The organism is Billgrantia sp. NRB1 (genome assembly GCF_056921725.1).
Genome location: NZ_CM167783.1, coordinates 3446545 through 3470818, shown reverse-complemented (window position 1 = coordinate 3470818; position 24274 = coordinate 3446545). Strand labels below are relative to the sequence as shown.

The window sequence follows — 24274 nt, the reverse complement described above, 5'->3', positions numbered from 1 at the left end:
TGCCCCGTGGGGCGCTCAATGCATATAACTATCTGATTATAAATGAAGTGGCCAATTATTGGCCCGCCTCTCGCATTGTGAGGGATAGACAGGTTGAAGACCTGAAACGGATTTCCTGCAGCGCGAGCGCTGCAACGCTGCCACCCCTGGCAGTAACACGATGTGAGCTGGCGTGCTCCTACTGGGCCCCTTCGGGGGTCCTTTTTTATTGAAAGGATTACGGTGCAGCGCAATGTGGCTGCAGCTGCGCCTGAGTGTTGGCGACGCCATGGTCGCTGACGGCTCACCCCTTGTCGTCTCCGGAGGGCTGGTATAGAACGGGATTTAAGAAACACCGTTTCTTAAGCGCGTGTCTTACCCGTCATAGCCGGAGTCGACCATGAGTCAGTCAGGAATCGCCGCCGCCACGACTCGCGACCGCTATCCGGATGCCCTACGAGCCGGCGCCCTGCTGATGGTGGTGTTCGGCCACTGGATCGCCACCCTGCCGCGCTTCGACGAGGGACTGTTGGTAGACACCGACCATCTGCTGGTGGTTTGGGAGGGGGCGGGTGTCCTGACCTGGTTCGTGCAGGTGGTACCGCTGTTCGTCTTCGTTTCCGCCGCGGTGAGCACCGACGGCGCCCTGCGTCGGCTCGATGTCGGGCATCGCCAGCTGCACTGGTGGGCGGCCCGGGCGCTGGCCCTGGCACGTCCCATGGTGACCTACCTGGCGGTGCTGGCCGCCGTGGCGCTGCTTTCGCGCTATACCGGCGGGCGTTTCCTAGAGCCCTTCAACCACTCCCTGACGGTGCACCTGTGGTTCTTGTTGATGCTGCTTGGTGTGCAGGCGCTGCTACCGCTCAGCGTGCGCGCCGACCGGCGCTGGGGGCTCGGGGCTGTCTCCATGCTGGTGGTTATCGCCGTACTGGTCGATCTGCTGCGGGCGCGTCCCGGGTCATCGGCAGACCTGCTGCGGCTGGGCGAGCTGGCCACTGACCGCGTCACCGTACTTGGCTGGCTCAACCTGCTGGTGGTCTGGCTGCTCCCGCAGCAGCTGGGGATCGCCTGGCGGCAGGGGCGCTTCGCCGGCCCATGGGCCGGCCTGGGGCTGGGCGCGTTGGGGCTGGCATGGCTGGCTCTGGCGGTGGGCTCCGGCTATCCGCTGGCCATGGTGGATGGCGAGGTGGGCGGGCGCAGCAATTTGCTGCCGCCGACGCTAGCGCTGATGGGGGTGATGTGGCTGCAGGTGGGTACCGTGCTGCTCGCCGAGGGGCCGGCCCGGCGCCTGCTGGCGCGTCGCCCGATCCACCGCACGGTGACCCTCCTCGGCGCCCTGGGCATGCCCCTCTATCTGTGGCACAAGGTGGCCGAGCTGCCGGCGGCCTGGCTGGGCGAGCGCCTGGGGTTGCCCATCGATGCCGGGGTGCCGGGGGAGCTGGGCTTCTGGTGGGGGCGGCTGGTGTGGCTGCTGCTCTGCGCCCTGACGGTGGCGCCGGTGATGGTGGCGGTGGTCAGCTTCGAGATGCGCCGCAAGCGCGATGTGGTCTCTGCCACCGCTGCCCCGGCGGTGCTGGGCGGCGGGGCGGCGCTGTTTGCCGGCATTCTGATCAGCATGGCGCTAGGGGCGATGCCGGGCGCCCTGATCGGCCTGGCCGGGGTGGCGGCGGCCTCTTGGCTGCTGCGCCGGCATCCCCAGCCCCGCTGAGGCGCCACGCCGCACCCGTCGGCGCAGCAGGACCAGCCCCGCGCCCATCAGGCCCACCAGGGCGAGCAGCAGCAGCGGGAAGGCGCCGGTGCCGGCCCGCTCCAGCAGGGGACCGGCCAGCGACGGTACCGCCATGGCACCGCTGCCGGCCGCCAGGAAGATCCAGCCGGTGGTGCGTCCGCTCATGGGCATCAGCTGGTTGGCCAGCCCGAACAGGGTGGGGAAGATCGCCGAGCTGGCCAGGCCGAACAGCAGTGCCACCGCCGGCAGGGGAAGCCAGCCGAATTGCAGCGCCAGGGCGGCGGCGAGCGCCAGCCCCAGGCAGAGGCGCAGCACCCGCCACGGCGTGATCCGGCGCAGCAGGGGGATGGCCAGCAGGCGCCCCGCCGAGAGTGTCACCCAGAACAGCGTCACCAGCAGGGCCGCGCTGCCGGCCGGCATGCCGCCAAGGGTCGCGTAGGCGGTAATCCAGCCGGCGAAGGTCACCTCCATCCCCACGTAGAGCCCGAACAGCAGCAGGAACAGGGCAAGCCGCCCGGCGTCCGGCGCGGGTCGGTTCGCCGACTCCTCAGCGCGGGGGGCGGGCGGCGGCGGGCTCGGCTGTCTGGCCAGCGGGACGAGCAGCAGCAGAGCGTAGAGCGCCACTCCCCAGAAGGCCCACTGGAACTGGCCGGTCATGGCCAGCGCCGCCACCAGCAGCAGCGGCACCAGCATGTTGCCCAGCCCGAAGCAGAAGTGCAGGGCGCTGATCCAGGGCGGCGAGGCGGTGCCGTGAAGCCACAGCAGCAGGGTGTTGGCCCCGGCGTTGACCGAGACCTCGCTGACCCCGAGCAGGAAGACCACCGCGGTGAGTGCCGCCAGGGCCTGGCTGAAGGGCACGGCGGCCAGGCCCAGGGCCATCAGCCCGAGCATGCCCATCAGCACCCGATGCCCGGGGAAGCGGTCCACCAGGGCGCCGGAGAGCACCGAGCCGAGCATGTTGCCGAGCGCCCGGGCCGTGAATAGGATGGCGATCTGGCCCATGGTGGCGCCGGTCATCTCGGCCAGGTGGGGCAGGGCCGGCCCCAGCAGGCCGCCGCTCATGCCGATGGCGACGAAGGCGGCGAAGTAGCTGTAGGTGGTCTGGCGGGCGTCCCGGTGGGGCGTTGTCGTCATGTCCGCTCCATGGCCATGGTGAAAGGGCGGGGAAGGAGAACGGCCTGAGCCACCCTCGGTCGCGCCGTGCCCCGACGCTCAGCAGAAGCGTGCCAGGAAGCGGCGGTGCTCGGTCAGGGCGTGCTCTATAGCGACCGGGGCGAGTCTCACCGCCTGGCCGGGCAGGCACTGGGCAAGCCGTGAGGCTGACAGCGGCGTCAGGTTGCCCAGCCGCGGGTAGCCGCCGATGGTCTGGCGGTCGTTGAGCAGGACGATGGGCTGGCCGTCCGGCGGCACCTGGACGGCTCCCAGGGAGATGCCCTCCGAGATAAGCGACTCGATCCGGCAGCTCAGGGCGGGGCCGGTCAGGCGAACCCCCATGCGGTCGGCGCGGTCATCCACGTGCCACTCGTCATTGAAGGCCGCGTACAGGCTGCTGCCGGTGAAGTCGGCGATCTGGGCGCCGGGCAGCAGGCTCAGCCGTGTCGGGGCGCGATAGTCGGGGCGCTGGTCGGTCGGCGCCTCGCGTGTCTCGACGCAGGCCGCCCCGGTGCGGCGTACCGCCAGCCGGTCATCGTCGGCCAGCCGGCGGCCCTGGCCGTCCAGGCCGCCGAGCCTCTCGCGCACCACGCAGGCGACGCTGCCCAGCACCGGCTCGGCGGCGAAGCCTCCGGCCACCGCCAGGTAGGCGCGCAGGCCGTTGGTCGGCGTGGTGAAGGCCAGCCGTGCCCCCTGGCGCACCTGCAGGGTGCGCCACATCGGCAGCGGCGCCCCGTCCAGGGTGGCCGCCAGATCAGCGCCGGCCACTGCCAGCGTCATGTCGCGTTCGGCAAGCAGCTCAAGGCCGCCGAAGGTGATCTCCAGGGCTGCCGCTCCCCAGGCGTTGCCGGCCAGGTGATTGGCCCAGGCCCAGGCGTGGAGGTCGGCCGGGCCGCCCTGGGTCACGCCCAGCTGCCGCACCCCGAAGCGGCCGGCATCCTGCAGCAGCGCCAGCGGCCCGGCGCGCTCCACCCGAAATCCTGTTGCTTCGCTCATGGCGATGCATCCTCCCCTTCGCTGGCCACCGGCGTGACGTCTCCGCCCCGAGCCTCGAAGTCGGCCCGCGCCACGGGAATGAAACGCACCCGATCCCCCACCCGCAGCAGGCTGAAGCCGTCACGGTTGCGGTCGAACAGGCGGGCGTGGGTGCGGCCGATCAGGTTCCAGCCGCCAGGCGTCACGGTTGGGTAGGCCGCGGTCTGGCGACCGGCCAGCGCTACGCTGCCTGTCGGCACCTGGCGCCGCGGCGTGGCCAGGCGCGGGCACTCCAGGCGCTCGTCGAGCAGGCCCATAAAGGCGAACCCGGGCGCGAAGCCCAGGGCGAAGACCCGATATTCGCGGGCGGCATGGGCCTCGATCACCGCCTCGACGGAGAGCCCCGCGCGCTCGGCCACCCGCGACAGCTCGGGCCCGACGCTGGGGTGGTACCAGGTGGACAGCTCATGCAGCGGCCCCGCCGCGCCGCTCTCGTCCGAGGTGAGCTCGGCCAGCAGCTCGAGCAGCCGGCGGCGCACCGCCTGAGGGTCGAGGCGCACCGGATCGAAGACCACCAGCAGGGTGGTGTAGGAGGGCACCAGGTCCACCAGGGCGTCCCCGAAGGCGTGTTCGCACTCACGGCTCAGGGCGGCGAGCCAGGGCAGGTTGCGCTCCTCGATGGCGTCGAACAGCCGCACCATCCAGCCGTCGAGGCCTGCGGGTTCCAGTCTTGGTAGGGATGTTGGGCGCATGGCGTTAGCGACTCCCGGGGCGGTGCGGCCCAGTGTAATGGAGAAGGGGGAAGCGTCGGAACCTCAGGGCGCGCTGCCCGGGGCGCTGGTCGGGGTGGCGGGGCCTCCTGGCGGCTGCGGGTCCACCCGCAGCCGCGCTGAGCCTCGAGGTCCAGGTGCCCCCTGCCGGCCGAGGCGTGATTTCCCCCTACCGGTGCGAATCCGCCGGTATCGGGAGGGTGAGCGTCAGCTGGCCCAGCCGCGGTCCACCGACGCGCACCCGGACTTCCCCCTCGCCCCGGAGGATCCAGCGGGCCGTGGCCTGGTGGTCATTGCCCGGCGAGCGCTGGAACCAGGGCATCTGCGCGGCCTCGCCCAGGCCGCGTCCCCATCCCGCCAGATGGCCCAGCGACTGGCGGGCCTCTCCGGGATCCAGCAGCCGGCAGCCCTCGCCACTGAGGTGGGCCTCGACGCCGGTGTTCCAGGGGCGCTCCCGGGCGGCATTGACCCCGTGGCTGGGCAGGTAGCCGCGATTCTCCACCGTGACCCGCAGCTCCCAGTGGCCCGCTCCCAGCGGCGTACAGTGCACGGCGGCGATGGCCAGGCGTGGCAGTAGGGCCGCCACGCGCAGCCAGTAGGCGGCGATGCCGTCGCAGAGCTCGGGCAGCGCCTCGGGGGGCGGGTTCCAGATCCCATGGACCGGGTCCAGGCCGCCGACTTCCACCTCGCCCAGCTGGGGGTGGCGAACGGCCCGCCAGGGGTGGAAGAGACGCTGGCGGTTATGGTCGTGGTCCCAGCGGGCCAGCCGCTCCATTCCCTCGCGATCGAGGGAGGTGTAGTGCTCCACGAAGCGTTCGGGACGCGGGCGTTCCATCCGCTGGAAGAGGTCCCAGAGCTCGCAGACCATCGCCACACAGCCGCGCTGGTGGTAGGCGAACTCGGTGAGGTCGCCGTGCAGCGGGGTTTCCGGCTGATAGGTGAACTCCTCGTAGCCGCTGACGGTGGGGTAGTCGAGCCGGGTGCGGCCCCAGGCGGCCAGCTGGCGGTAGATGGCCAGGTCGCCCTGATCCATTTGACTGTCGGGGGCGTCGATCAAGGGGCGGATGAACACGCCGCCGAAGGTGTGCAGGTTCAGCCAGGCATAGAGGTTCGGGTGCGCGCTGGCGAAGTCGATGACGGCGCGCGTCTCGGGCTCGGAGCCCGGATAGTCGCCGGCGCCGACCTGCTCCGGCTCCGGCCGCCAGCGCCAGGGGAAATTGCGGTTGAAGTCGGGCGTGTCCTGCAGCCACTCGGGCTCGGGGATGGTCTCGCCGTCCCAGTGCTCGATGACGCCTTCGGGATAGAGCCGCCAGTAGGGCGGGGGGTCGTCGATCCGGCGTGGCAGCATCAGGCCGGGGGCGTCGGGCGACGCGACGAAGTCGCCGGCTGCGTCCTCCAGGCGCAGGTAGCGGCAGCGACCGTCGCCATCCAGGTCCTGGGCGCGCCAGTGCGGCCGACCGGCGCTCTCCGGCGAGCGGCGCGGCGCGGAACGCACGAAGCCGCCCTGCCTGAGCACCTGTTCGGCCCCGTCCGGCGAGAGGCGCGGACAGACGTAGAACAGCACGTCCTGCAGGAATTGGCGACAGTGCTCGGGCAGGTCGCCCGGCACGGCGCCCGACTCGCTGTGCAGGGCCAGGGCCGCCTCGGCCACCGCCAGGGCAACGCTGGACCCCGCCAGCTCGGTGCCGTGCATGTTGCCGTCCACCCACACGCCCGGCCGCTTGCGCTCCGGCTCGTGGCCGATGGTGAGTACCCAGATCTCCCGCCCCCCGGGGCTGATGCCGATGCTCTGCAGGTGAGCCAGCCGCGGGTAGGCCTGCACCCACGCCTTGAGCTGGTGCGTGAGGTCGTCATGGCTCAGGTAGCGATGACGGAAGCGGCTGTCGTGCAGATCCTGTCCCATTTCCCCTCCCCGCTTCGGTTGGCCCCGCCTGGTGACAGTATGGCGCAAACCCGGCGTCTGCCACGCGATGGCGGCGTGCTCCCGGCGGTCGAGCCCGCCGCTCGACCATCAGTTCCGCCTCGGCGTCACTGGTACTTGCGGTGCCAGTGCTTGACCGCGATCTGCTCCTTGAGCAGCTCCAGCATGTCCACCAGCACCTGTTCGGTGACCTGTTCGGTATGGGAGTCGGTGTGCAGCCAGGCATCGAAGCCGCTCTCGGCCAGGTGCTCCACCAGCGCGGTGAACTCCGCCGACTGCAGCCCCTCCAGGGCCTCGTTGACCAGTCGGCAGGCCAGGTCCGAGAGCGAGGCCTCCAGGCCCCGGCTCACCTGGCTACCCAGCGGCAGGCGCGCTAGACGGCGCATCTCCGGGCTCTCCGCCAGGGTGCGGCCGACCAGGCCGCGCACATAGCGCAGGGTGTCGTCGCGGTTGTGGGCGTAGGCGGTGCCGGCCATGGCCTCCAGGCGCTGGCTGATCTCCTGGATCAGCGCCTGCTGGCGGGGCCGCACCACCTGGTCGACCAGCCGAGTGGAGAGCGAGTCGCTGGAGCGCAGCTGGGACTGGACGTTGTCGAGCATACGGATGGCGATGCGGTCGGTGAGCTCCTCCAGCAGGATATCGTAGTACTTGGCGACCACCCCGTAGAGGTACCAGCGGCGCACGTCGATTAGGCCCAGCCGCTGCAGGCGATGCAGCAGCGAGATGATGCGCAGGATGCGCAGCAGCCGGAAGCCGCCCACCGGAATGCAGCCGAGCACGTCGTACCAGTGCACGAAGGGGTAGAAGAACCAGCGGTGATAGCGCCGCTCGGCGATGGCCACCGCCCAGCCCAGCAGCACGTCGAGCACAAAGATGGCCACGAACGCCAGGTCGATGGCGATGAAGCGGGTGTGGATGTACCGGTCGTAGGCGCCATGCAGGCCGGGGGCCGCGGCCTCGAAGGCGGCATTCAGCGGCGACAGCAGGAAGAGGCTGTCGAACAGCAGCAGGGCCAGGTTGGCGATCACCAGCACGATGATCAGCAGGTCCCACACCAGATGGACACGCTCCAGGGCGGGGCTGAGCGCTCTCTCGCGGGTGTCAGACATGACGCCTCCTTGAGCTCGGTGCCGCAGCGATGCTTTCCAGCCTAGAAGGTTGGCCCGTTGGCGACCTCCTTCACGCCTTGTCGGAAGAGGGCGGGCTGCTACCCTGAGCCTGGCAGCCCCTGGAGGGATCGACTGTCACGCACCAGCCAACGGGAGGCTTGAGGATGGTATCGACGAGCCCGGCCGCCATGCGCGTCTGTTGTCTGCTGGCCCTGGCGGGAAGCGCCCTGGCCGGCTGTGCCGAGCCCCCGCCCGAGGAGGCGGCAACGCCCGACCTCGTCCCCCTCGAGGTCGGCGAGGCGACGGTCCGGGGCGCCGATGGTAGCGAGCTGCTCACCATCGGCGCGCTGCCGGGCAACATTCGCGTCGATGCCGACAGCGAGTTTGGCGCCGCACAGCGCTTCACCGATGCCCGCCTCTCGCCGGATGGTGACTGGCTGGCGATCACCACGGCGGGGGCCGCCCACGGCGCCGGCTGGCTGGTGGCGCGGGACGACCAGGCCATTCATCCCGCCGCCTTCCAGTACGGCGGCAGCGTCACGCTCGGCCCCTGGCGCGACGATGGCCAGTACGTGGTATTTGCCCAGGAAGGCCCGGCCCCGACCCGTACCCTGGCGGTGGTCGGCCTCGACGGGCTCGGCGAGACGGTGAGCGACAACGCCCGGCCGCTGCGCCTGCCCGAGCATGAGCCGCAGGTCCCGCCGGAGACCGAGTACCACGCCGTCGAATGGCGCGACGGCGCGCTGATCGTCGAAGTGGAGGGGCAGCGCTGGCGCTATGACCCGGCCGGCGGCGAGACCATTGCCGTCGACTGAGCCGGCGAGAGAGCGGCTCAGCGGGCGGCGGGCAGCGCCAGCAGCAGTGGGGCGCCGGCCAGGGCCTCTTCCAGGCGGGTGGCGAGAATCTCCAGGATGCCGTCGTGCTCGCCCGCCAGCCGGGTCGTGGTGACGCTCAGCCCGGGGGTGTCCACCATCGCCTGCTCGCAGATTGCGGCGATGTCGCCGCCTTCGCCAGCGTGGCGGCCCGGGGAGAGGAACAGCATGGCCAGGATGATCTCGCTGTCGGCCATGGCCCGTGAGGCCAGCAGGTCCACCAGCAGCGGCTCGTTGAAGCGGTAGGCCTCGCCGTCACGGCGCTCCATGGAGGCGAAGGTGACGCAGCTGGCCTCCCCGGCCAGCAGCACGCTGAGCTGGCCGGCGAGATAGTTGCGCACCGCCGTGACCTCGGGGATCGGGCTGCCGTGGTCGACCAGGACTACCTTGGGCGGCGACGAGCCGCGAATCCGTTCGCGGACGTTGTCGGCCAACAGCTTCGCCAGGCGCAGGTCCACCGGGGCCTGGCTGTCCACCAGCGGCAGCGCCACCTTCACGGACAGCTTAGGATGGTTGGCCTGCACCTCGGCCAGACGTTCGGGCAGGTAGCGGGTCAGCGCCTGGCTAGGGCCGAAGAAGAAGGGCAGGACCACCAGCTCGGTCGCGCCTTGCGCCGCCAGCTGTGCGGCCCGCGGCCCCAGCGAGACCGCCTTGTGCCCCTCGAGCTGCTCCGCGGGAATCTTGTAGGAATGCAGCAGGGAGGCGGCCTCGACCTCATGGCCGGTGGTCCGGCTCAGGGCCTCGGCCAGGCGACGCAGGTTGAGCGCGGCCTGGGGCCTCAGGGAGCCGTTATCGACGAGCAGGATCTTGCGCATGGAGGCCTCTTGGCTGGCACGGGGCGGGGATTGGCGCCAGGGCGCCTGGGCCCATCACACTACCCAGGCGGGTCCCGGTCAAGTGGGGAAGCTGCCAGGTCCTGCCGGCTGGTGCGCTGGTCCATGATGGCGGCTCACCCGTGGATATAGCGCAGGCGGGCATCGCGGCGCATCCGCAGTACGGTGATCACGTTGGTCGCGAAGATCAGCGATTCGGCGATGGTGCCGCCGATCGAGCCGGCCAGCAGGTTGCTGATAACCCAGCACAGCGCCGCGGCCGCCAGGGTCAGGCGCATGGGAATCCCGCGCAGCATGAACATGCCCCAGGTGCCCAGCAGCCCGGCGGTCAGGGCCGGGATGTCCTGGGGCCCGCTCCAGGACAGTGCCGCCACCGCGAGGGTGGCCAGCAGCATCGTCGCCATCAGGATACGGTTGCGCGGATAGCGCCGCACCAGGGCGATGCGCAGCACGATCAGCGCCGAGATGCCGGCGGCCACCCAGCTTTCGAAAAGCGCGAACTGGGCGGCGAAGGCGACATTGGCGAACAGCAGCAGCACGAACAGCTTGTCGTCCCGCTTGCTCGCGAAGGCCACCAGGCAAAGCGTCAGTGCTATCAGGCTCACGCCCTGGCCCAGCAGCCATCTCAGGCCGAGCTCTTCCATGGACACACCGCTGTCGAAGTGGAAAGGAATCGCGCCATGCTAGCACGCCGGGCCGTCGCCCTGTGGGATGACCAAGGGCGGCGACGATTCAGGCATGATGGCAGTTTCGATGTGGCAACAGGAGAGACCATGCACACGCTGTTGAACGCTGGCGCCGAGGTGACCGAGGCGGCGCTGATCGCCATCGCCCATATGCCCACCGGCAGCCTGCCGGCGCTGATGAATGACGACTTCGCACGGCGCCTGAGCGATGCCGATCTCATGCGTATCGCGGTGCTGCTGGCCGAGAAGAGCCGTGAGGAGGGCGGCTGTCCCATTGGCGCTGTAATCATCGACAATGACACTCGGCGCATCGTCGGCAAGGGGCACAACACCCTGGTTCAGGAGGATCACCCCTACAACCACGGCGAGACCGCCGCCATTCGTGATGCCGGGCGCCTCGACTTCAGCCGCACCACGCTCTTCACCTCCCTGAGCCCCTGCGATATCTGCGCCACCCTGCTGTACATGCGCGGCTTCGCCCGGGTAGTGGTGGGCGACGTCACCAATGCCTCCGGCAACGAAGAGCTGCTGCGCGGCAAGGGGATTCGGGTCGATATTCTCGAAGACCCCCGTGGCATCGAGCTCTACGCCCGCTTTCGCGCCGACTGCCCCGAGCTGGATCGCGAAGACTGGCAGGGCAAGCGTGCCCCTTGATCGATGCTCTGCTTGGCAAGACCGACGGCCGCAGCGGCCGTCGGCAGGCGGCTTACTTGAAGCGCGAACGCGCCTTCTCGAGGGAATCGCTGAGTGATTTCCAGGCGCGCTCGGCGCCATCCTTGAGGTCTTCCCAGGCGCCATCGCCGGCCTCGCGAAGTTCGGCCAGCTTCTCGCGGGCCTCCTCGCGGCTCGCTTCCAGCCGGTCGATCTCTTCCTGATAGTCGATCCGCGCATCGGCCTCGGCGCTCTTCGCCTTGGCCTTGAGCTTGTCCACCTCGGCCTGCCATTCATCCAGCTTGGCCTGCAGCTTCTGCTCATAGGCTTGCCTGTCGCTCATGGGGCGCTCCTTTGCGTCTGATGAAAGTGGGCACCTTGAGGATAGTCGGTCTCGGGCCGACAGGGTGCTGCCCTCCAGGGTGGCATATTCAGCCGGCGCGGTGGCAAGCTGGCGGCGATGCCATCTCATTGATACGGAGACAGCCCCATGCTCACGTCCGAGCAAGCCGAGCTGGCTTTGCGCCTGCGCGAACGGCTCGAAGACCTCCCCGACGAGGCCGTGCCCATCACCTACCAGCAGGCCGCCGAAGCGCTGGGGCTCACCCCGCCGCGGACCATCCAGCGCGTGGCCCTGGCGCTGGAAGCGCTGATGCGCGAAGACGTCGCCGCCGGCCGCCCGCTGATCGCCGCCCTGGTGGTCAGCCGGCGCGGCGACCTGCCCCGGCAGGGCTTCTTCGAGCTGGCGGTGGCGCTCGGGCGTTTTCCCGCCGACCCGTCGCAGCACCCCGCGGCTTATCGGGCCGAGCTGGCCCGGGTCATGGCGGGGCGCGCCTGACGCCTCGTAGCTGGCGGCAGGCGCGGATGCCCGGGCACCCGAGGGGGAGCGCCGGGGCGCCGCGATCAGCGGGCGGGGCCTACCGAGTCGTCGGCTCAGGCCGCTGGCGCAGCGGCTCGAGCAGCGGGCTCAGGCCATTGTGGTCGATCTCGTGCATCAGCTGCAGCAGCTGGCCGATCTCGCCGGCCGGGAATCCCTGACGGGCGAACCAGTTGAGATAGGGGCCGGGCAGGTCGGCGATCAGCCAGCCTTCGTACTTGCCGTAGGGCATCGTTCGGTTGACCAGCTTTTCCAGGTCCGCGGGCTGCACGCATCACACTCCTTGATTCAGGTGTCGCTGTGGTTATCGAGGGTCTGGATGACCTCGAATCCCTCGAAGGTCGGCGGGCCCAGGTAGAGCCCCTCGCGGCGGCTCTGGCCGGCGTTGGCGTGGGCCGCGCGGAACGCCTCGGAGTGCGTCCAGGCCTCGAAGTCCTCGCGCGAGCGCCAAACCGTGTGGGAGGCGTAGAGCACGTGGTCCTCCTTCTCCGGGCCGCGCAGCATATGGAACTCGACGAAGCCGGGCAGACCCTGCAGGTGCGTCTCCCGCGTCAGCCAGATCTGTTCGAACTCGTCCACTCTTTCGGGATTGACTCGGAAACGGTTCATGGCGATGTACAAGGTGCCTTCTCCCAAGGTCAGGTGGGTGATCGTGCTCGCTGGACCATGACACCTTGCCCCGAGCGAGGCAAGGTGGTGCGAGGCTGGCGAGCTCCCTTACGCGAAACGGAGCCGGCCCGCGGCGGTGCGGTGTTATCCTCGGGGGGCTGGCCCGCAGCGGAATCTCGAAGACAGGAAAGGAGGGAGTGCCCTATGACGACCCTGGTGATCGGTGCCAACGGCCAGATCGGCCGCCAGTTCTGTGCCCTGGCTCAGCAAGCCGGCGAGCCCATCCGCGCCATGATCCGCGACCCGGAGCAGCAGCCCTGGTTCGAGGAGCGCGGCATCGACACGGTGATCGCCGACCTGGAAGGCGACTTCGTCCACGCCCTGGACGGCTGCGACCAGCTGCTGTTCTCTGCCGGCTCCGGCCCCCATACCGGGGCCGACAAGACCCTGCTGATCGACCTCTACGGCGCCATCCGCAGCGTCGAGGCGGCCCGTGAGCAGGGCCTCTCGCGCTACCTGATGGTCAGCGCCATGCGTGCCGAGGACCCCCAGGCCGCCCCCGAGAAGCTGCGCCCCTATATGGCCGCCAAGTTCGCCGCCGACGCCTACCTGCGCGCCTCTGGCGTGCCCCATGTGATCCTCAAGCCGGGGCGGCTCACCGACGAGGCGGCCACCCAGCGGGTTGCCGCCTCGCTGGAGGAGACCGGCGGCGAGAACGGCGTCTCCCGGGCCAACGTGGCCCATGCCCTGCTGCATCTGACCAAGGCCCGGGAGCTGGTTAACCGCGAGTTCGTGCTGCTCGACGGGCAGCGCACCCTCGCCGAGGTGCTGGTCTGATACCTCAACCCCGGTGAGCCTGGATTATCCACCCGTTTGACCCTTGAGCCGAATCACCTCCTCATTCGGCTCATCTGTTGAGCCGCTGGGTGGCCCCTTTCGATCGGTCTCTCCGACCTCCCTCAGCAGCCACAGCCCCAGCCGGGGCTGCCGGTCCCCTTCACTTGAACGGGGACTGGTCCAGGGGGCACTGCTACTTTAGCGAAGAGTGCGTTGCCGTCGGGCACCGCACTATCGATGGCCACAAACAGGGAGTACCCATGATGACGTTTTCGGCCCTTACGCCTGCGCGCGCCTGGCGGACTGCCAGCCTGATGGGAGCTGGCATGCTGGTGGCGGCGGCGCCGATCGGCGCCGACCCGCTTGAGGAGCGGATGCCGCCGGGCCTGCTGTTCGAAATGGTGGACCCCACGCTCTGCATGATGCCCCCGGCAGAGATCGCCGATGCCGAGATCCTTGCCATGATCGACAGCGACGACCCGGAGATGGCGCCCCCCATCACCGGCAGCTGGGAGCATCAAGATGAGCGCTGGCGCGTCTATGGCCAGGGCTGGTTCAACGTCAGCGACAGCAGCGGGCTAGTTGCCGCCTCGGACCTCATCCTCAGAAGCGACAGCGACGAACTGCAGTACCTGTGCCTGGTGCTGTCGCCTCACGAAGAGACGCTGATGGTGACGGGAGAGGCAGACCTGGTCGGCCCGGAAGTCGAGACCCTCGATGGCGATACCTTCATGGTCGTTGGGCTGCTGGGAGGGCGCGACGACGGTGACTTCGTCCCCCAGGCAGAAGTGCTCACGGACACGGGAAGCGTTTCCCTCGAGCGGCCGGCAGCCGATACCCTGGAAGGCAGCCTGGAGTTCGGCGGCCGCCTTGTCGATATGCAGGGGCAGGCGCTGGAGGGGGCCGAGGTGTCCCTGACGCTCGAGATCGGCGAACTGACCCAGGATGCGTCAATGCGAGTCGCCAACTGGGACAGGGATGATCTGGTGGATGCCTCCGCCCCATCCGTCAGCGAGGAAGAGCTGGCCGAGGTGAAGGCGCTGTTTCGCGACGATATCCGCCTGGAGGTAGAGCCGGTTGTGAGCCCGGAGAGCAGCGATATCGTGCAGCGCACCGTCTATCGCTACGACTACGACACCTTCGCCTCGCGCTCCGACGACAGCGGCTGGCGCAGCACCCGCGAGTACTTCTTCTACCGGGACGGGGATCAGCTGGTGCCCTTCCAGCGCCCCTCCAGCGACACGGACCTGAGCGCCTTCTTCGGCGACCTGATCGCCTCCGACTTCGTGCTCGAGGAGGCCTCCGCCGAAGACTTCCGCGAGCTGCTGATCACCCTGACCGGCGAAGACTTCTTCGATGAGGAGGACGTCAAGCTGGACGATATCGTCAATTTCCGCCCCGACGAATGGATCTTCTTCACCGGCACCTTCTTCGATAACTACAAGGCCTTCGTGGTCTACACCGACGACGACGGGCGTCCGGAAAAGGTGCTCTACCGGCTCAAGCAGCAGCCGGTGTCCTGATCATCAGGTGGTTCGATCAGCGCCGGCATGCGGCTTAGCTGAGAGTTTCACAGGGGGAAGGCAGGGGGCGCCTGCCGGGCTCACATTTGCGACACCAGGTAGTTCGGTTTGCCGAGCATCTTGATCAGCCGCAGCTGCTGTTCCAGCCAGTAGGCGTGATCCTCTTCGGTGTCGGCGAGCAGCCCCAGCAACACGCTGCGGGTCTGAAAGTCGCGCTCCCGCTCGCACAGGGCGATGGCATCCTTCAGGGCGTCGCCCACTTCGTACTCGAGCTGGAGGTCGTTGGCGAGCATCTCCTCCACATCGGCGCCAATGCGCACCGGGGTACGGGTATGGATGTCGGGCTGCCCCTCCAGGAACAGGATCCGCTCGATCAGCTGCTTGGCATGGCCCTTTTCGTCGTCGAATTCGTGGGCGATGCGTTCGTGAAGCTTGCTGAGCCCCCAGTCGGCATACATCTCGGAGTGAAGAAAGTACTGATCCATGGCGGCGAGCTCAGCCGCCAGCAGACCGTTCAGGGCGTCGATGATGCGTTGGTTGCCTTTCATGCGTGTCCTTCCCTTGGCGCGAATCGAGCGAATCACCCATCCTAGAAGGAATTCTTCACTAGGTCAATTTCCCTTTAAATTCAGGTGGTTGATATTGCCTTCGCGTGCGATTCGCATTCGATCCGGCAAGCCGGCCGGCGGTCAGTCCGCGAGCCCCCGGCCAAGCGCCTCGCCGAGCCGATCCACGGCGGCGGCGAGCTTCTCGTCGATGATATGCAGGTACTCCGTCCAGTCGTCCACGTGGTGTAGCTCCGCCTTGCCGTCCGAGATGCCGCGCAGCGCCACCAGCGGCACGTCGAAGCGCATACAGGCGCGCAGGCAGGCGTAGCTCTCCATGTCCACCATCTCGGCGGCGATGGCGTCGTAGGCCGCGCCCGAGACGATATTGGCGCCGGTAGAGAGTGTCGCCTCGCGAATGCCGGGAATGCGCAGTGGCAGCGGGAGCGTCGCCGGCAGGTCGAGAAAGGGGGTGGCGCCCTTCTCGAAGCCCAGCGCCGTGGCGTCCATGTCGCGGTAGGCGACCGAGGTCGCCTGGTAGACCTCGGTCTGTTCGAGCACCCGGCTGCCGGCCGAGCCCAGCGACACCACCAGGTTTGGCAGGTGCCCACGGTGGGCGAGGGCGGCCAGGGCCGCAGTGAGCTCCACGGCCGCCTCCACTGGGCCAACGCCGGTCATGGTGGGAGTGAAACGCTGCCGGAGATGCGGCCCGTACTCGGCTTCGGCGGCCATCACGAAAAGCACCCTGTGCCCGCCCAGTGAGGTCAGCCTGGGCTCGCCAAGGGCATCGGTTAGGGCATCAGGGGGTGAGGAATCGTTCATCGACGCTGTTTCCTTTTCCACAGAGAGGTTCATCAAGAGATTCGTCCCAGTGTACTGCCTTGACACCCTCGATACCCCGATAGCGACCGGCAGGCGAGCCCGCGCCTGGGTCTCGTCCAGGGCTGAGTGGTTCGAACTTGCCGACGAATTGCCTAAGTATAATGGGCTTCTTACGTTGAATTTGTCGCCCCGTGCGATGTCGACGAGAGATGATCAAATCGGGAAAATGTCGGTGACAATACGGATGTAGGAATGGCTGAGGGTCGGTGCGGTATGTCTGAGTACGACAGTGTGTATGAAAGTATTGCGACACGCATGAACGGATTCTTGTACCGCTGCCGCAACGACGATCACTATACCATGCTGAATTTGACCGGCAGGGTAAAGGCGTTGACGGGATATGAGAGCGAGGATTTGATTGGCAATCGCAACCAGTCTTATGTGGAACTTATTCATCCCGATGACGCCGCTGGACTTGACCAGGCTATTGAGAGCGCCATCGACTCTGAGCGTAACTGGCAGGCTGATTACCGCTTGAAATGTCAGGATGGAAGTCTGCGCTGGGTGAGTGAGTATGGTGGTGCTGTCAAGGATGCCGAGAACAACGTGATCTACTTGGAAGGCGTGGTAACGGACATTCAGTCGCGGCGTCAAAATGAAGAAAGGTTGGCCGAGATCAGCCGTGATATTGCCACGGAAACGGAGCAGATTGTGCATGCATTGAAAATGCTTCGGCTGTTGAGCATCAATGCAGGCATAGAGGCGGCTCGCGCCGGTGAGGCGGGCAAAGGGTTTGCCGTGGTGGCGGATAATGTGCGTAGGCTGGCTGACGATACGAGCGGTTCCGCAGCGACGATTACGGATCTGATGAAAAAGCTCGACCAGTTGAATGTTTGAACACCTCTCGCCGAAGCGGGGGCGAGACGCTATTCGCCTGAAACCTATCGTTTATCGAGGCTGTTTTCCCTGCCATGCAGGATCAGCGGGATGACCTGAGCGGCTCCAGCCTCCAACCCTGATCGGTCGCCAGCAAGCGATCGGTCAGGCCGAGGTTATCCAGAAAGGCGTCGTCATGGGACACCACGATCAGTGCGCCCTGGTAGCTGCGCAGCATGGCTTCCAGGGCCTCTGCCGAGGGCAAATCCAGATGGTTGTTGGGCTCATCGAGTAACAGCAGCGGCGGTGGCCTGTCGGCGTAGAGTAGGCAGGCGAGAGCCGCCTTCAACCGTTCCCCCCCGCTCAGTGACCCACTGGGCGTCGCTATCTTCTGCGCATCGATCCCCAGTTGCGCCAGGCGCATGCGCAGGTCCGCCTCGGGTGCCGTGCGATTGGCGGAGCGTATCTGCTCGAGAACGGGCTTTGCCGGATCCAGGTTCTCCAGCTGCTGGTCCAGATAGGCGCTCTCGGGCGTCACCTTGCAAACACCGACTAGGGGCGTAACCCTCCGACTATACTGCATCGTTATTCGCTCCAAAACCCGTTAGATGAAAAAACCGACCGGAAGAAACGCCGATGCACAAGGGAAGCTGCCTATGTGGCAAAGTGGAATACGAGTACCGCGGCGAGATCGATGAGGTCTCGATGTGCCACTGCAAGCAGTGCCAGAAGGCCCAGGGCTCGGCCTTCGTCGCCGTGGCACCGATCCGCTCGGCCGACTTTTCCATCACTCGGGGCGCGGAATACCTCAAGGAGTTTCGCGCCACGCCTGGCAAGGTGCGGGTGTTCTGCGCCGAGTGCGGTAGCCCGCTCTACAGCGCCCGTGACGACCTGCCCGAAGCCAAGCGGCTGCGCCTCGGCACCCTGGACACCCCGATAGCGCCCGGCAGGCGCGTCCACGCCTGGGCCTCTGCCAAGGCAGAGTGGTTTGAACTCGCCGACGAACTGCCCCGTTATCCGCAAGCCGCGCCGAAGCACTGATGCCACCTATTCGCCTGGCTTCGGGCGTCCTGAGTGATTGGCCATGCGGTACCCGATGTCATGGCTTTCGCTCCGAACGGGTTGGCGACACTTGCCAGGCCAGGTGGTTACTGTAAAGGTATGGAAAACCTCGCCGCAGGTGATCCCATGGCTGTTGAACCGCTTCAGCAGACACTGCAATCCTTCCACGAAGCCCTGATGAGGCATCCGCTGATTCGTGAGCTGTGGAATCACTTCCCCGAGAACATGTTCCTGGTACGCGTGGAGGACGACGGACAGTTCACGGCTGAGGCCGCCAACCCGGCGCAGCTCGACACCATTGGCCGTGAGTGCCTGGGCCAGCCGCTGTCGGCGTTCATGCCGGCTGCTTCGGCTGAGGCGGTCTATGCGCGCTACCGCGAATGCGTGGCGCGAGATAAGCCGATGCGCTATCAAGAGCATGCCACCTTCTTCGATGAGCATGGCAACGAGCAGCACGGCTACTGGTTGACGCTGATCGTGCCGCTGCACAACGCTGCCGACGACCCGCAGCGCGTCACCCATCTTTTCGGCATCGCTCAGGACGTGACCGAACTGCACCAGGCTCGAGAAGCGCTGGAGCGTCACAACCAGATGCTGGAAGCACGCGTGGAGCAGCGTACCGCTGAATTGCAGCATGCCAACCGCGAGCTCAGGGTGCTCAACGGCCAGCTCGAGCAGATGGCCACCCGCGACTTCCTGACCGACTGCTACAACCGCCGACATATCGAGACCCTGGGCCAGCGCGAAATTGAGCGGGCGCTGCGCTATGGCAATTCGCTCAGCGTGTTGATGATCGACCTCGACGCCTTCAAGCAGATCAACGACACTCAAGGCCACGACGCAGGGGATGCCGCGCTCAAACGCGTTGCGGCGAGCCTACAGAGCGCCTTGCGCACAAACGACCTGCTGGGCCGCTTCGGCGGCGATGAATTCCTGATCCTGCTGCCCGAGAGCAACGACGAAGAGGCTCGCGCCACCGCCGAGCGCCTGCAGCAGCAGACGCAGGAGCAGGCCGCCATCTCGATCAGCGCGGGGATTGCCACGCTGCGCCGCGACGACACCCTGGAAAGCCTCGCTGCCCGCGCCGACCAAAGGCTACTCGCCGCCAAGCGGAAATATCATCGAGAAGCGCCTGGTTGACGCATTTCACGAGAGAATGACCCTCTCTGAAGGCTTAGGCCGGAAGAGCACCTGCTTGGAGTCTCCCGATGGCATTGGATTCCGGGTCACTGCACTTGGCCCCGGTGGATAAGCGGCACTTGGCGCTACTGCAGTCCTGGTTGCCGGATGCCGAGCATGCCCGGCTGTGGGGTGGGCCCGCCATCCGTTACCCCTTCACCGCCGAGAGCTTTAGCGACGACCTGCAGCTCGAGAGCGTGACGAGCCGTGCGCTGTTGAACGACAGGGGCAGTCTCCTGGGCTTCGGGCAGTATTGCTTACGCCATGAGCGCTGCCATCTGATGCGGCTCGCCATTGCCCCGAGTCATCGTGGCCAGGGCCTTGGGGGAAGACTCATTGCCGCCTTGGCGAGAGAGGGGGGCGAAGCGCTGAGCGTCACCGAGTGCGCGCTCAACGTCTATCCTCACAACCCAGCAGCCAGGCTCTATGCGCGCCTGGGGTTCAATGACGCAACACCACCCGATGGTCAAAGCTTGGATGGCTGCCGCTACCTGGTGGTATCGGCCTTCGTGGTGAAAAGTCGTGGTGACGGGAGAGAGTAGTGTCTCCCCATCGATGTCGGTCGGTACGGGCTCTACCAGTTCGTTGATGCAGTGCATGGGACAAAACATGGCGGTCTCAATGACCTGAATTCAAGCAATAAGTGCAACACCTGCCCCAGCTCAGAGGATGAATTCCACTTATATATCTCTAACTATTTTCTTTAAAGATTCTTTTTCTAGGAAGTCAGAGTCCAACTTCACAAGCTTGCCGTTGTCTCCTATTATGAAAATGTATGATTTCCCTCTGTTGCCTGAGTATACGACAGAGTATTCTTTCTCAGACCATTTCTCAACTTCTCGGTCTTCCACAAAGTGCTCTTGCATTATCTGGATGCTATCTTGGTCACATCCAGAGTCATTCGTATCGAAGAAAACAGCCATAAAGAAAGAGCTAGTTGGGCATCCATAGCTAAGGGTTTGGTCATCCGTCATGTCGGAAAAAGCCAAAAACCTCTTCCCCAGCTCATCTCCATACCTGAATATTAAAATGTTTTGACTGCCTCCTGCGTCACCTATCATGGAGAAGTTGCCGGGAATTTCAAATCTAAGGCCTGAGTACGTTAAGTCAATGCCTGTCTTTGCAAACGTGCCAAGGGGAAATAGCAGCAAAGCAATAGAAAGCCCGATTTTTAGCATTTTAAATTCCTTGTAATACCATGGTTGTTTCTGTTTTATAGCTTACGCTAATTCTAACCTTGCAAACATGGTAAATGGATGTGTTTCCAGCGACTATGTTCTTTCCAATGTTTGCAATCTGTTTGGCAATATATGACATCCCCGGTTTGACGCCGCTGGGCCTTGGGACGAGGTCCATGGATGAAGAGCATGCCTGCGCTTCAGAGATTGCTTTGTAAACCACCTCGGTAGCTCTCTCATTTACTGTCTGAGGCGATGCTGTGCCGTCTCCCCAAAAATAGTTAATAGCTGCAGATATGTATTCCCTATCGTAGTAGTCCATGCTCCAGATTCCTTCTGGCCTATTGTGTCGATACTATTCCCTTAGCTGATTGGATACTACCAACAAACGATGGCTTCCACCAGTGAATAACAGTGTGTCCTAATAGTCTGATACCGCGATCCACTGCCCCTTCAAGGGCGTTGCCGCCTACTACTCCCGTGGCGAGCATCACAGTGTGGCGTGGAGCTATGAACAGCCCTTGGCTGGCATGCAGGCGATAGCGCATCACTTGGCGTTCGATGACAAGCGTCATTCCGGCGAAGCGGAGAGCACGGTACAAGTAGCGGCCCTCGCTGCATCCCGCGCAGGGCTATCTGAATCAACCCTCACTCCACCAATCGCAGCTCGAGGACATGGCGAATTCGCTCGCCGTCCCACTCATAGCCGAGGTGCCGGCCCTGCCAGGTGGCCGACAATACCGGCGGGCGCAACACCGCGGCACACTCACCGCTCGGATCACGCACGCTTGGGTAGACAATCCCATCGGCATGGGACTCCCAGGCCTTGCGGCCAAACGCCTGGCCCGCGCTCCAGTCAGCCGGGGCCAGCAGAGGGGTGGCCCCAGGCGGGTTGTCACGCAAGTCGAAGAGTTCGCCCTGAAGGTCGGCCAGGTAGACCCGCTGCTGGAGCTGCATGGGCCGCATTGAGGTGCTGGCGGACCACATAGAGATCCTGCACCAGGCCGCTGCGCAGCCGATCGAGCGGTGACTGGCCAGCAAACAGGGGATTGTGATTGGGCCGGCGCAACCAGGCATCCGCGGCGTCGGCCCGCGGCAGCAGGATCTGCAGGGCCTTGTAGATCCCCAGGATCAGCGACATGCGCTCGAGCTGATTGACGTCGAGACGGGCCGCCGTGGGCTGCTTGCGCCAGCGCCGATAGGTGGACTCAGGCACGCCAAGCAGCAAGGCGGCTTCCTGCTCCTTCAACCCCCAGTCGTTGGCAATGCTGGGGTAGGTACGCATCGCCGCGGCGCTCATCTGCTGGCGCTTTTCGGTGGGTAGCTGGGGTAGGGCCATTCTGACCTCCTTCGCCAAATGGCGGATATATGTCACTCTCGACCAAATGGTGGAAGGCATCAATGTCGTCTTCTTCGAAGATGCCCTCCCCACACCCCAGCTGCCAGGCTCTATGCGCGCCTGGGGTTCGGTGTCGCATCACCATCCGATGGTCAATGCTTGGATGGCTGCCGCGACCTGGTGGCATCGGTCGCCGTGGTGATGAGTCGTGTCCACTGAGCGACGCTGATGGGGTGCAGGGCCTGTAAAACATCGGGCGACCAGGCCTCCCCATACTATGCTGGGGTAGGCCAGCAGCGGCCGTAGGGAGAGGGCCGACACGCCATCATGCGCCCAGGGGCGGCGACCGGGCGCCGGTGACTATCTACCACTTCATGGCAGTCTGGCGGAGGACGCAGGATGAGGCTTTCCAGCACGGGATTCGCGCTACTCGGGGCCGCACTGATCGCGATCAGCTTCGGCCTCGCCCGCTTCGCCTTCGGGCTCTTCGTGCCACCCATTCGCGAGGAGCTGGGGCTCAGCTCCTATGTGATCGGCATCATCGGCTCGCTGCCGCTGATCAGCTTCCTGCTGGCCACGGCGGTCGCGCCGCTCGTCACCGACCTCCTCGGCGCCCGCTACGCGGCGGTGCTCTCCGGGGCCTTCGGCGCCGGTGGGCTTTCGCTGATCAGCCAGGCCACCGGACCGATGATGCTGGGCGCCGGGGTCTTCGCCTGCGGGATCTGCACCGGCCTGATGATGCCGGCGCTGACGGCGGCCATGCAGGCGATCGTGAAGCGCTCGCTGCACGGGCGGGTCAGCTCGGTGATGAACGCCGGCACTAGCATCGGCGTGATCGTGGCGGTGCCCACGGTGCTCTTCATGGTCGGCGCCTGGCGCCTCGCCTATCTCTCCTTCGCCTTGCTGGCCGGCCTCGGCGTGATCGCCGCCTGGCTCTTCCTGCCCTCGGTCTCGCGGATCGTGCCGTCGAACGCGGCGGAACCGCCGCCGCTCAGCGAGCTCCCCTGGTCGCGGCTGATTCGGCTTTCGCTGTTCGCCTTCCTGATGGGCTTCGTCTCCGCCGCCTACTGGATCTTCGCCCCTGACCTGGTGGTGACCCTGGGCGGCCTGCCCCCCAGCGCCACCGCCTGGCTGTGGCTCGCGGTGGGGGTGGCCGGGCTCGGCGGCGCGGTGGTGGCCGACCTGGCCGATCGCAACAACCCGCCCATCACCCAGGCCCTGATGCTGATGATGCTCTCGGCGAGCCTCGCCCTGCTCGCGGCCAGTCCCGACCAGCCGCTGCTGACGGCCTTCTCCGCGCTAGTCTTCGGCCTGGCCTATATGAGCCTGACGGGGCTCTATCTGATGACCGGCATTCGCCTGCTGCCCGGCCGCCTCTCCGTGGGGCCAGTGCTGCCCTTCATGGCGGTCTCCCTGGGGCAGGCGGCAGGTTCGCCCGTGGTCGGTAGCCTGGTGGAAGGCTTCGGCTATGCCGACGCCTTCGCCATGTTCGCGGCGCTGGGCATCCTGGTGGCCGTCCTCTCGCCCTTCTACCCGGGCGCCATCGCCCAGGAGGAGGAGGAAGAGGTCACCGAGGAGGAGAGCGGCCTCCAGGCGGCCTACGATCACCAGCTCCTGGACGAGGAGGGCGAGCCACTGGAGGACCCCCTCGAGGAGGAAGACGAGACGCCTACCGCCACGTCCTGAGGGGGGGCGGGCAGCCGGCCACCCAGGGCCAGGCTTTCCTCGCGTCCCTGCCGACGCCTTGCCCGGTGGTCACTCGCGCTGCCCGTTAAAGACGGCGATGGCCTCGTCCAGGCTGGTGGCCTCGGCGTTCCACGGCAGCGGCGACCCGGCGAAGTGGCAGTAGTAGAGCGCCTCGTCGTCGATCTCGACACGATGGATGCGGTTGCCTTGATCGTCCTGCCAGCAGTCGGCATGGACATGCTGCCAGTTGGGGGCGAGCGAGGTGAACATGGCGATGTTCATGATGGCTTCCCTCCTCAAGTCGCTCGAGTCTGGCGTGGGCTCAGGGCGCTTTTGGTTGCCTATTACTTTGTCACAGTCAGGGCGGCGATCCTTTCAGTGCTTTCCTGGGCAGGGGTAGGGCCAAGGGAGGAAGTGCCCATGCCGCCGCCAAGGGAGCCGTGATGCCTCGTATCGCCCCCACCCCCGGTTGAGCTACCAGGTTCCTCCAGTGTAGAACAGGGTGGAGACATTCAGTCACATTTAATTACATTTCTGCATGTTTCCCAGGATTGGGGTGGGAAGTCCCTCGTCGGCTCCGTTCTGCGATCCTTTCGTCGGCCAGGAGTGCAAGGCGGGCTTTCGGGACGCAGCGGGGAATACCGACATCTTCCAGGGCAGGTAGCGCCGACATCCCGTCGTTCCCATGCCTGGGACACAGCATCCTTCGGTGCTAGTCTTGGACAGATACCGATAACGACACCGCCAGAACGCAAGGGACAGCATCATGGCAACGGACCGCCCCGAGCCCCGTATCACCCTGCACCCGCACTCCCGCCGGGTGCGGGTCGTCATCGACGGCACCGTGCTGGCCGACACCACCCGCGCCATCGAACTCCGCGAACGCGGCTACCCGCCCCGGCAGTACCTTCCCCGCGACGACGTGCGCATGGACCTGTTGACCCCCTCCGACAGCGTGACCCACTGCCCCTTCAAGGGCGATGCCGCATACTTTTCCCTGAATCCGTGAGGTCAGCCACCCGAAATGCTTCTAACTCACTGACCTGAATGGCAATATAGCGGAT

General features: G+C 66.2%; 30 protein-coding genes and 1 pseudogene. 13 read left to right on the top strand and 18 right to left on the bottom strand.

Annotated features, from left to right (window positions below):
- Positions 1–379: 379 nt before the first annotated feature.
- Entirely contained in the window at positions 380–1687 is a 1308-nt protein-coding gene (locus tag ACZIYR_RS15745; protein ID WP_483527353.1) for an acyltransferase family protein, read from the top strand.
- Here ACZIYR_RS15745 and ACZIYR_RS15740 read toward each other — a convergent pair.
- The 5 genes from ACZIYR_RS15740 to ACZIYR_RS15720 form a co-directional block, all read right to left on the bottom strand.
- Positions 1601–2842 carry an MFS transporter gene (locus ACZIYR_RS15740; protein ID WP_483527352.1) on the bottom strand — a complete coding sequence of 414 codons (1242 nt, stop codon included), beginning with the start codon at positions 2840–2842 and terminating at the stop codon, positions 1601–1603. The two genes, ACZIYR_RS15745 and ACZIYR_RS15740, sit on opposite strands and share 87 nt — an antisense overlap.
- A 78-nt stretch (positions 2843–2920) precedes the next feature.
- Positions 2921–3856, bottom strand: coding sequence for a 5-oxoprolinase subunit C family protein (locus tag ACZIYR_RS15735; protein ID WP_473034716.1), 936 nt, complete (start codon positions 3854–3856; stop codon positions 2921–2923).
- Positions 3853–4587, bottom strand: a complete 735-nt coding sequence (gene pxpB, locus ACZIYR_RS15730) for a 5-oxoprolinase subunit PxpB (protein WP_483527351.1) — start codon at positions 4585–4587, stop codon at positions 3853–3855. Before pxpB ends, ACZIYR_RS15735 begins: the two co-directional genes overlap by 4 nt.
- A 187-nt stretch (positions 4588–4774) precedes the next feature.
- Positions 4775–6508 (bottom strand): M14 family metallopeptidase, encoded by a 1734-nt coding sequence (locus tag ACZIYR_RS15725; protein WP_483527350.1) that lies wholly within the window; start codon positions 6506–6508, stop codon positions 4775–4777.
- Positions 6509–6633: 125 nt separating this feature from the next.
- Positions 6634–7635, bottom strand: a complete 1002-nt coding sequence (locus ACZIYR_RS15720) for an ion transporter (protein WP_483527349.1) — start codon at positions 7633–7635, stop codon at positions 6634–6636.
- A 164-nt stretch (positions 7636–7799) separates the two neighbouring features.
- On the opposite strand from ACZIYR_RS15720, the gene ACZIYR_RS15715 reads away from it, so the two are divergent.
- Positions 7800–8450, top strand: coding sequence for a TolB-like translocation protein (locus ACZIYR_RS15715; RefSeq protein ID WP_483527348.1), 651 nt, complete (start codon positions 7800–7802; stop codon positions 8448–8450).
- A gap of 17 nt (positions 8451–8467) precedes the next feature.
- On the opposite strand, the gene ACZIYR_RS15710 is transcribed toward ACZIYR_RS15715, so the two are convergent.
- Positions 8468–9322: a sirohydrochlorin chelatase gene (locus ACZIYR_RS15710; RefSeq protein WP_483527347.1), complete on the bottom strand. Its 855-nt coding sequence runs from the start codon at positions 9320–9322 to the stop codon at positions 8468–8470.
- 134 nt (positions 9323–9456) lie between these two features.
- Positions 9457–9984, bottom strand: coding sequence for a YgjV family protein (locus ACZIYR_RS15705; RefSeq protein WP_483527346.1), 528 nt, complete (start codon positions 9982–9984; stop codon positions 9457–9459).
- 129 nt (positions 9985–10113) lie between these two features.
- On the opposite strand from ACZIYR_RS15705, the gene ACZIYR_RS15700 reads away from it, so the two are divergent.
- Positions 10114–10680, top strand: a complete 567-nt coding sequence (locus tag ACZIYR_RS15700) for a nucleoside deaminase (RefSeq protein WP_483527345.1) — start codon at positions 10114–10116, stop codon at positions 10678–10680.
- Between the two features lie 52 nt (positions 10681–10732).
- Here the strand turns inward: ACZIYR_RS15700 and ACZIYR_RS15695 are convergent, their stop codons facing one another.
- Positions 10733–11020: a sll1863 family stress response protein gene (locus tag ACZIYR_RS15695; RefSeq protein WP_473034709.1), complete on the bottom strand. Its 288-nt coding sequence runs from the start codon at positions 11018–11020 to the stop codon at positions 10733–10735.
- A 147-nt stretch (positions 11021–11167) separates the two neighbouring features.
- Here ACZIYR_RS15695 and ACZIYR_RS15690 point away from each other — a divergent pair, with 147 nt between their 5' ends.
- On the top strand, positions 11168–11515 hold the full coding sequence (locus ACZIYR_RS15690; RefSeq protein WP_473034708.1) for a hypothetical protein: 348 nt from the start codon (positions 11168–11170) through the stop codon (positions 11513–11515).
- A 79-nt stretch (positions 11516–11594) separates the two neighbouring features.
- On the opposite strand, the gene ACZIYR_RS15685 is transcribed toward ACZIYR_RS15690, so the two are convergent.
- Together ACZIYR_RS15685 and hmuQ are read right to left on the bottom strand one after the other, a co-directional pair.
- Positions 11595–11825 (bottom strand): DUF3820 family protein, encoded by a 231-nt coding sequence (locus ACZIYR_RS15685; RefSeq protein WP_473034707.1) that lies wholly within the window; start codon positions 11823–11825, stop codon positions 11595–11597.
- A gap of 17 nt (positions 11826–11842) precedes the next feature.
- Positions 11843–12175 (bottom strand): heme-degrading protein HmuQ, encoded by a 333-nt coding sequence (gene hmuQ, locus ACZIYR_RS15680; protein WP_483527344.1) that lies wholly within the window; start codon positions 12173–12175, stop codon positions 11843–11845.
- A 192-nt stretch (positions 12176–12367) separates the two neighbouring features.
- On the opposite strand from hmuQ, the gene ACZIYR_RS15675 reads away from it, so the two are divergent.
- Positions 12368–13000, top strand: a complete 633-nt coding sequence (locus ACZIYR_RS15675) for an SDR family oxidoreductase (protein WP_473034705.1) — start codon at positions 12368–12370, stop codon at positions 12998–13000.
- Positions 13001–13260: 260 nt separating this feature from the next.
- Positions 13261–14523 carry a hypothetical protein gene (locus ACZIYR_RS15670; RefSeq protein ID WP_473034704.1) on the top strand — a complete coding sequence of 421 codons (1263 nt, stop codon included), beginning with the start codon at positions 13261–13263 and terminating at the stop codon, positions 14521–14523.
- An 80-nt stretch (positions 14524–14603) separates the two neighbouring features.
- Here the strand turns inward: ACZIYR_RS15670 and bfr are convergent, their stop codons facing one another.
- A complete protein-coding gene (bfr, locus tag ACZIYR_RS15665) occupies positions 14604–15071 on the bottom strand; it encodes a bacterioferritin (protein ID WP_473034703.1) in 468 nt (155 codons plus the stop codon).
- Positions 15072–15212: 141 nt separating this feature from the next.
- Entirely contained in the window at positions 15213–15890 is a 678-nt protein-coding gene (locus ACZIYR_RS15660; protein ID WP_483527343.1) for a 5'-methylthioadenosine/S-adenosylhomocysteine nucleosidase, read from the bottom strand.
- Positions 15891–16163: 273 nt separating this feature from the next.
- Between ACZIYR_RS15660 and ACZIYR_RS15655 the strand changes: the two genes are divergently transcribed.
- Positions 16164–16787 carry a PAS domain-containing protein gene (locus ACZIYR_RS15655; protein WP_473034701.1) on the top strand — a complete coding sequence of 208 codons (624 nt, stop codon included), beginning with the start codon at positions 16164–16166 and terminating at the stop codon, positions 16785–16787.
- An 82-nt stretch (positions 16788–16869) separates the two neighbouring features.
- Here ACZIYR_RS15655 and ACZIYR_RS15650 read toward each other — a convergent pair whose 3' ends face one another.
- Positions 16870–17304: an ATP-binding cassette domain-containing protein gene (locus ACZIYR_RS15650; protein ID WP_483527342.1), complete on the bottom strand. Its 435-nt coding sequence runs from the start codon at positions 17302–17304 to the stop codon at positions 16870–16872.
- 98 nt (positions 17305–17402) lie between these two features.
- Between ACZIYR_RS15650 and ACZIYR_RS15645 the strand changes: the two genes are divergently transcribed.
- The 3 genes from ACZIYR_RS15645 to ACZIYR_RS15635 all read left to right on the top strand — a co-directional run bounded on the left by ACZIYR_RS15645 (position 17403) and on the right by ACZIYR_RS15635 (position 19549).
- Complete coding sequence (locus ACZIYR_RS15645) at positions 17403–17807, top strand: GFA family protein (RefSeq protein ID WP_473034699.1); 405 nt, start codon at positions 17403–17405, stop codon at positions 17805–17807.
- A gap of 60 nt (positions 17808–17867) precedes the next feature.
- On the top strand, positions 17868–18968 hold the full coding sequence (locus ACZIYR_RS15640; RefSeq protein WP_483527341.1) for a sensor domain-containing diguanylate cyclase: 1101 nt from the start codon (positions 17868–17870) through the stop codon (positions 18966–18968).
- Positions 18969–19036: 68 nt separating this feature from the next.
- Positions 19037–19549: a GNAT family N-acetyltransferase gene (locus ACZIYR_RS15635; protein WP_483527340.1), complete on the top strand. Its 513-nt coding sequence runs from the start codon at positions 19037–19039 to the stop codon at positions 19547–19549.
- A gap of 138 nt (positions 19550–19687) precedes the next feature.
- Here ACZIYR_RS15635 and ACZIYR_RS15630 read toward each other — a convergent pair whose 3' ends face one another.
- Both ACZIYR_RS15630 and ACZIYR_RS15625 read right to left on the bottom strand, forming a co-directional pair.
- Positions 19688–20185, bottom strand: a complete 498-nt coding sequence (locus tag ACZIYR_RS15630; RefSeq protein ID WP_473034696.1) for a hypothetical protein — start codon at positions 20183–20185, stop codon at positions 19688–19690.
- Between the two features lies 1 nt (position 20186).
- Positions 20187–20507, bottom strand: coding sequence for a hypothetical protein (locus tag ACZIYR_RS15625; protein WP_483527339.1), 321 nt, complete (start codon positions 20505–20507; stop codon positions 20187–20189).
- A 118-nt stretch (positions 20508–20625) separates the two neighbouring features.
- Between ACZIYR_RS15625 and ACZIYR_RS15620 the strand changes: the two are divergent.
- A pseudogene (locus tag ACZIYR_RS15620) lies at positions 20626–20739 on the top strand (DUF427 domain-containing protein); the annotation flags it as partial.
- Positions 20740–20833: 94 nt separating this feature from the next.
- Here ACZIYR_RS15620 and ACZIYR_RS15615 read toward each other — a convergent pair.
- Positions 20834–21142 (bottom strand): RES family NAD+ phosphorylase, encoded by a 309-nt coding sequence (locus ACZIYR_RS15615; protein ID WP_473034693.1) that lies wholly within the window; start codon positions 21140–21142, stop codon positions 20834–20836.
- Positions 21081–21524, bottom strand: a complete 444-nt coding sequence (locus ACZIYR_RS15610) for an antitoxin Xre-like helix-turn-helix domain-containing protein (protein WP_473034692.1) — start codon at positions 21522–21524, stop codon at positions 21081–21083. Before ACZIYR_RS15610 ends, ACZIYR_RS15615 begins: the two co-directional genes overlap by 62 nt.
- Positions 21525–21923: 399 nt before the next feature.
- On the opposite strand from ACZIYR_RS15610, the gene ACZIYR_RS15605 reads away from it, so the two are divergent.
- Entirely contained in the window at positions 21924–23210 is a 1287-nt protein-coding gene (locus ACZIYR_RS15605; RefSeq protein ID WP_483527338.1) for an MFS transporter, read from the top strand.
- 69 nt (positions 23211–23279) lie between these two features.
- Here the strand turns inward: ACZIYR_RS15605 and ACZIYR_RS15600 are convergent, their stop codons facing one another.
- On the bottom strand, positions 23280–23492 hold the full coding sequence (locus tag ACZIYR_RS15600; protein ID WP_473034691.1) for a hypothetical protein: 213 nt from the start codon (positions 23490–23492) through the stop codon (positions 23280–23282).
- Between the two features lie 484 nt (positions 23493–23976).
- Between ACZIYR_RS15600 and ACZIYR_RS15595 the strand changes: the two genes are divergently transcribed.
- On the top strand, positions 23977–24219 hold the full coding sequence (locus tag ACZIYR_RS15595) for a DUF427 domain-containing protein (protein ID WP_483527337.1): 243 nt from the start codon (positions 23977–23979) through the stop codon (positions 24217–24219).
- The last annotated feature ends 55 nt before the right edge of the window (positions 24220–24274 follow it).

Bases quoted from the DNA above. Each gene is read 5' to 3' on its own strand.
- ACZIYR_RS15735 (WP_473034716.1), bottom strand. From the start codon at position 3,856: ATGAGCGAAGCAACAGGATTTCGGGTGGAGCGCGCCGGGCCGCTGGCG.
- ACZIYR_RS15645 (WP_473034699.1), top strand. From the start codon at position 17,403: ATGCACAAGGGAAGCTGCCTATGTGGCAAAGTGGAATACGAGTACCGC.
- ACZIYR_RS15720 (WP_483527349.1), bottom strand. From the start codon at position 7,635: ATGTCTGACACCCGCGAGAGAGCGCTCAGCCCCGCCCTGGAGCGTGTC.
- ACZIYR_RS15710 (WP_483527347.1), bottom strand. From the start codon at position 9,322: ATGCGCAAGATCCTGCTCGTCGATAACGGCTCCCTGAGGCCCCAGGCC.
- ACZIYR_RS15670 (WP_473034704.1), top strand. From the start codon at position 13,261: ATGATGACGTTTTCGGCCCTTACGCCTGCGCGCGCCTGGCGGACTGCC.
- ACZIYR_RS15675 (WP_473034705.1), top strand. From the start codon at position 12,368: ATGACGACCCTGGTGATCGGTGCCAACGGCCAGATCGGCCGCCAGTTC.
- ACZIYR_RS15690 (WP_473034708.1), top strand. From the start codon at position 11,168: ATGCTCACGTCCGAGCAAGCCGAGCTGGCTTTGCGCCTGCGCGAACGG.
- ACZIYR_RS15635 (WP_483527340.1), top strand. From the start codon at position 19,037: ATGGCATTGGATTCCGGGTCACTGCACTTGGCCCCGGTGGATAAGCGG.
- ACZIYR_RS15640 (WP_483527341.1), top strand. From the start codon at position 17,868: ATGGCTTTCGCTCCGAACGGGTTGGCGACACTTGCCAGGCCAGGTGGT.
- bfr (WP_473034703.1), bottom strand. From the start codon at position 15,071: ATGAAAGGCAACCAACGCATCATCGACGCCCTGAACGGTCTGCTGGCG.
- ACZIYR_RS15655 (WP_473034701.1), top strand. From the start codon at position 16,164: ATGTCTGAGTACGACAGTGTGTATGAAAGTATTGCGACACGCATGAAC.
- ACZIYR_RS15610 (WP_473034692.1), bottom strand. From the start codon at position 21,524: ATGGCCCTACCCCAGCTACCCACCGAAAAGCGCCAGCAGATGAGCGCC.
- ACZIYR_RS15705 (WP_483527346.1), bottom strand. From the start codon at position 9,984: ATGGAAGAGCTCGGCCTGAGATGGCTGCTGGGCCAGGGCGTGAGCCTG.
- pxpB (WP_483527351.1), bottom strand. From the start codon at position 4,587: ATGCGCCCAACATCCCTACCAAGACTGGAACCCGCAGGCCTCGACGGC.
- ACZIYR_RS15595 (WP_483527337.1), top strand. From the start codon at position 23,977: ATGGCAACGGACCGCCCCGAGCCCCGTATCACCCTGCACCCGCACTCC.
- ACZIYR_RS15695 (WP_473034709.1), bottom strand. From the start codon at position 11,020: ATGAGCGACAGGCAAGCCTATGAGCAGAAGCTGCAGGCCAAGCTGGAT.
- ACZIYR_RS15625 (WP_483527339.1), bottom strand. From the start codon at position 20,507: ATGGACTACTACGATAGGGAATACATATCTGCAGCTATTAACTATTTT.
- ACZIYR_RS15605 (WP_483527338.1), top strand. From the start codon at position 21,924: ATGAGGCTTTCCAGCACGGGATTCGCGCTACTCGGGGCCGCACTGATC.
- ACZIYR_RS15740 (WP_483527352.1), bottom strand. From the start codon at position 2,842: ATGACGACAACGCCCCACCGGGACGCCCGCCAGACCACCTACAGCTAC.
- ACZIYR_RS15615 (WP_473034693.1), bottom strand. From the start codon at position 21,142: ATGCAGCTCCAGCAGCGGGTCTACCTGGCCGACCTTCAGGGCGAACTC.
- ACZIYR_RS15745 (WP_483527353.1), top strand. From the start codon at position 380: ATGAGTCAGTCAGGAATCGCCGCCGCCACGACTCGCGACCGCTATCCG.
- ACZIYR_RS15630 (WP_473034696.1), bottom strand. From the start codon at position 20,185: ATGCTAAAAATCGGGCTTTCTATTGCTTTGCTGCTATTTCCCCTTGGC.
- ACZIYR_RS15725 (WP_483527350.1), bottom strand. From the start codon at position 6,508: ATGGGACAGGATCTGCACGACAGCCGCTTCCGTCATCGCTACCTGAGC.
- ACZIYR_RS15700 (WP_483527345.1), top strand. From the start codon at position 10,114: ATGCACACGCTGTTGAACGCTGGCGCCGAGGTGACCGAGGCGGCGCTG.
- ACZIYR_RS15600 (WP_473034691.1), bottom strand. From the start codon at position 23,492: ATGAACATCGCCATGTTCACCTCGCTCGCCCCCAACTGGCAGCATGTC.
- ACZIYR_RS15715 (WP_483527348.1), top strand. From the start codon at position 7,800: ATGGTATCGACGAGCCCGGCCGCCATGCGCGTCTGTTGTCTGCTGGCC.
- ACZIYR_RS15660 (WP_483527343.1), bottom strand. From the start codon at position 15,890: ATGAACGATTCCTCACCCCCTGATGCCCTAACCGATGCCCTTGGCGAG.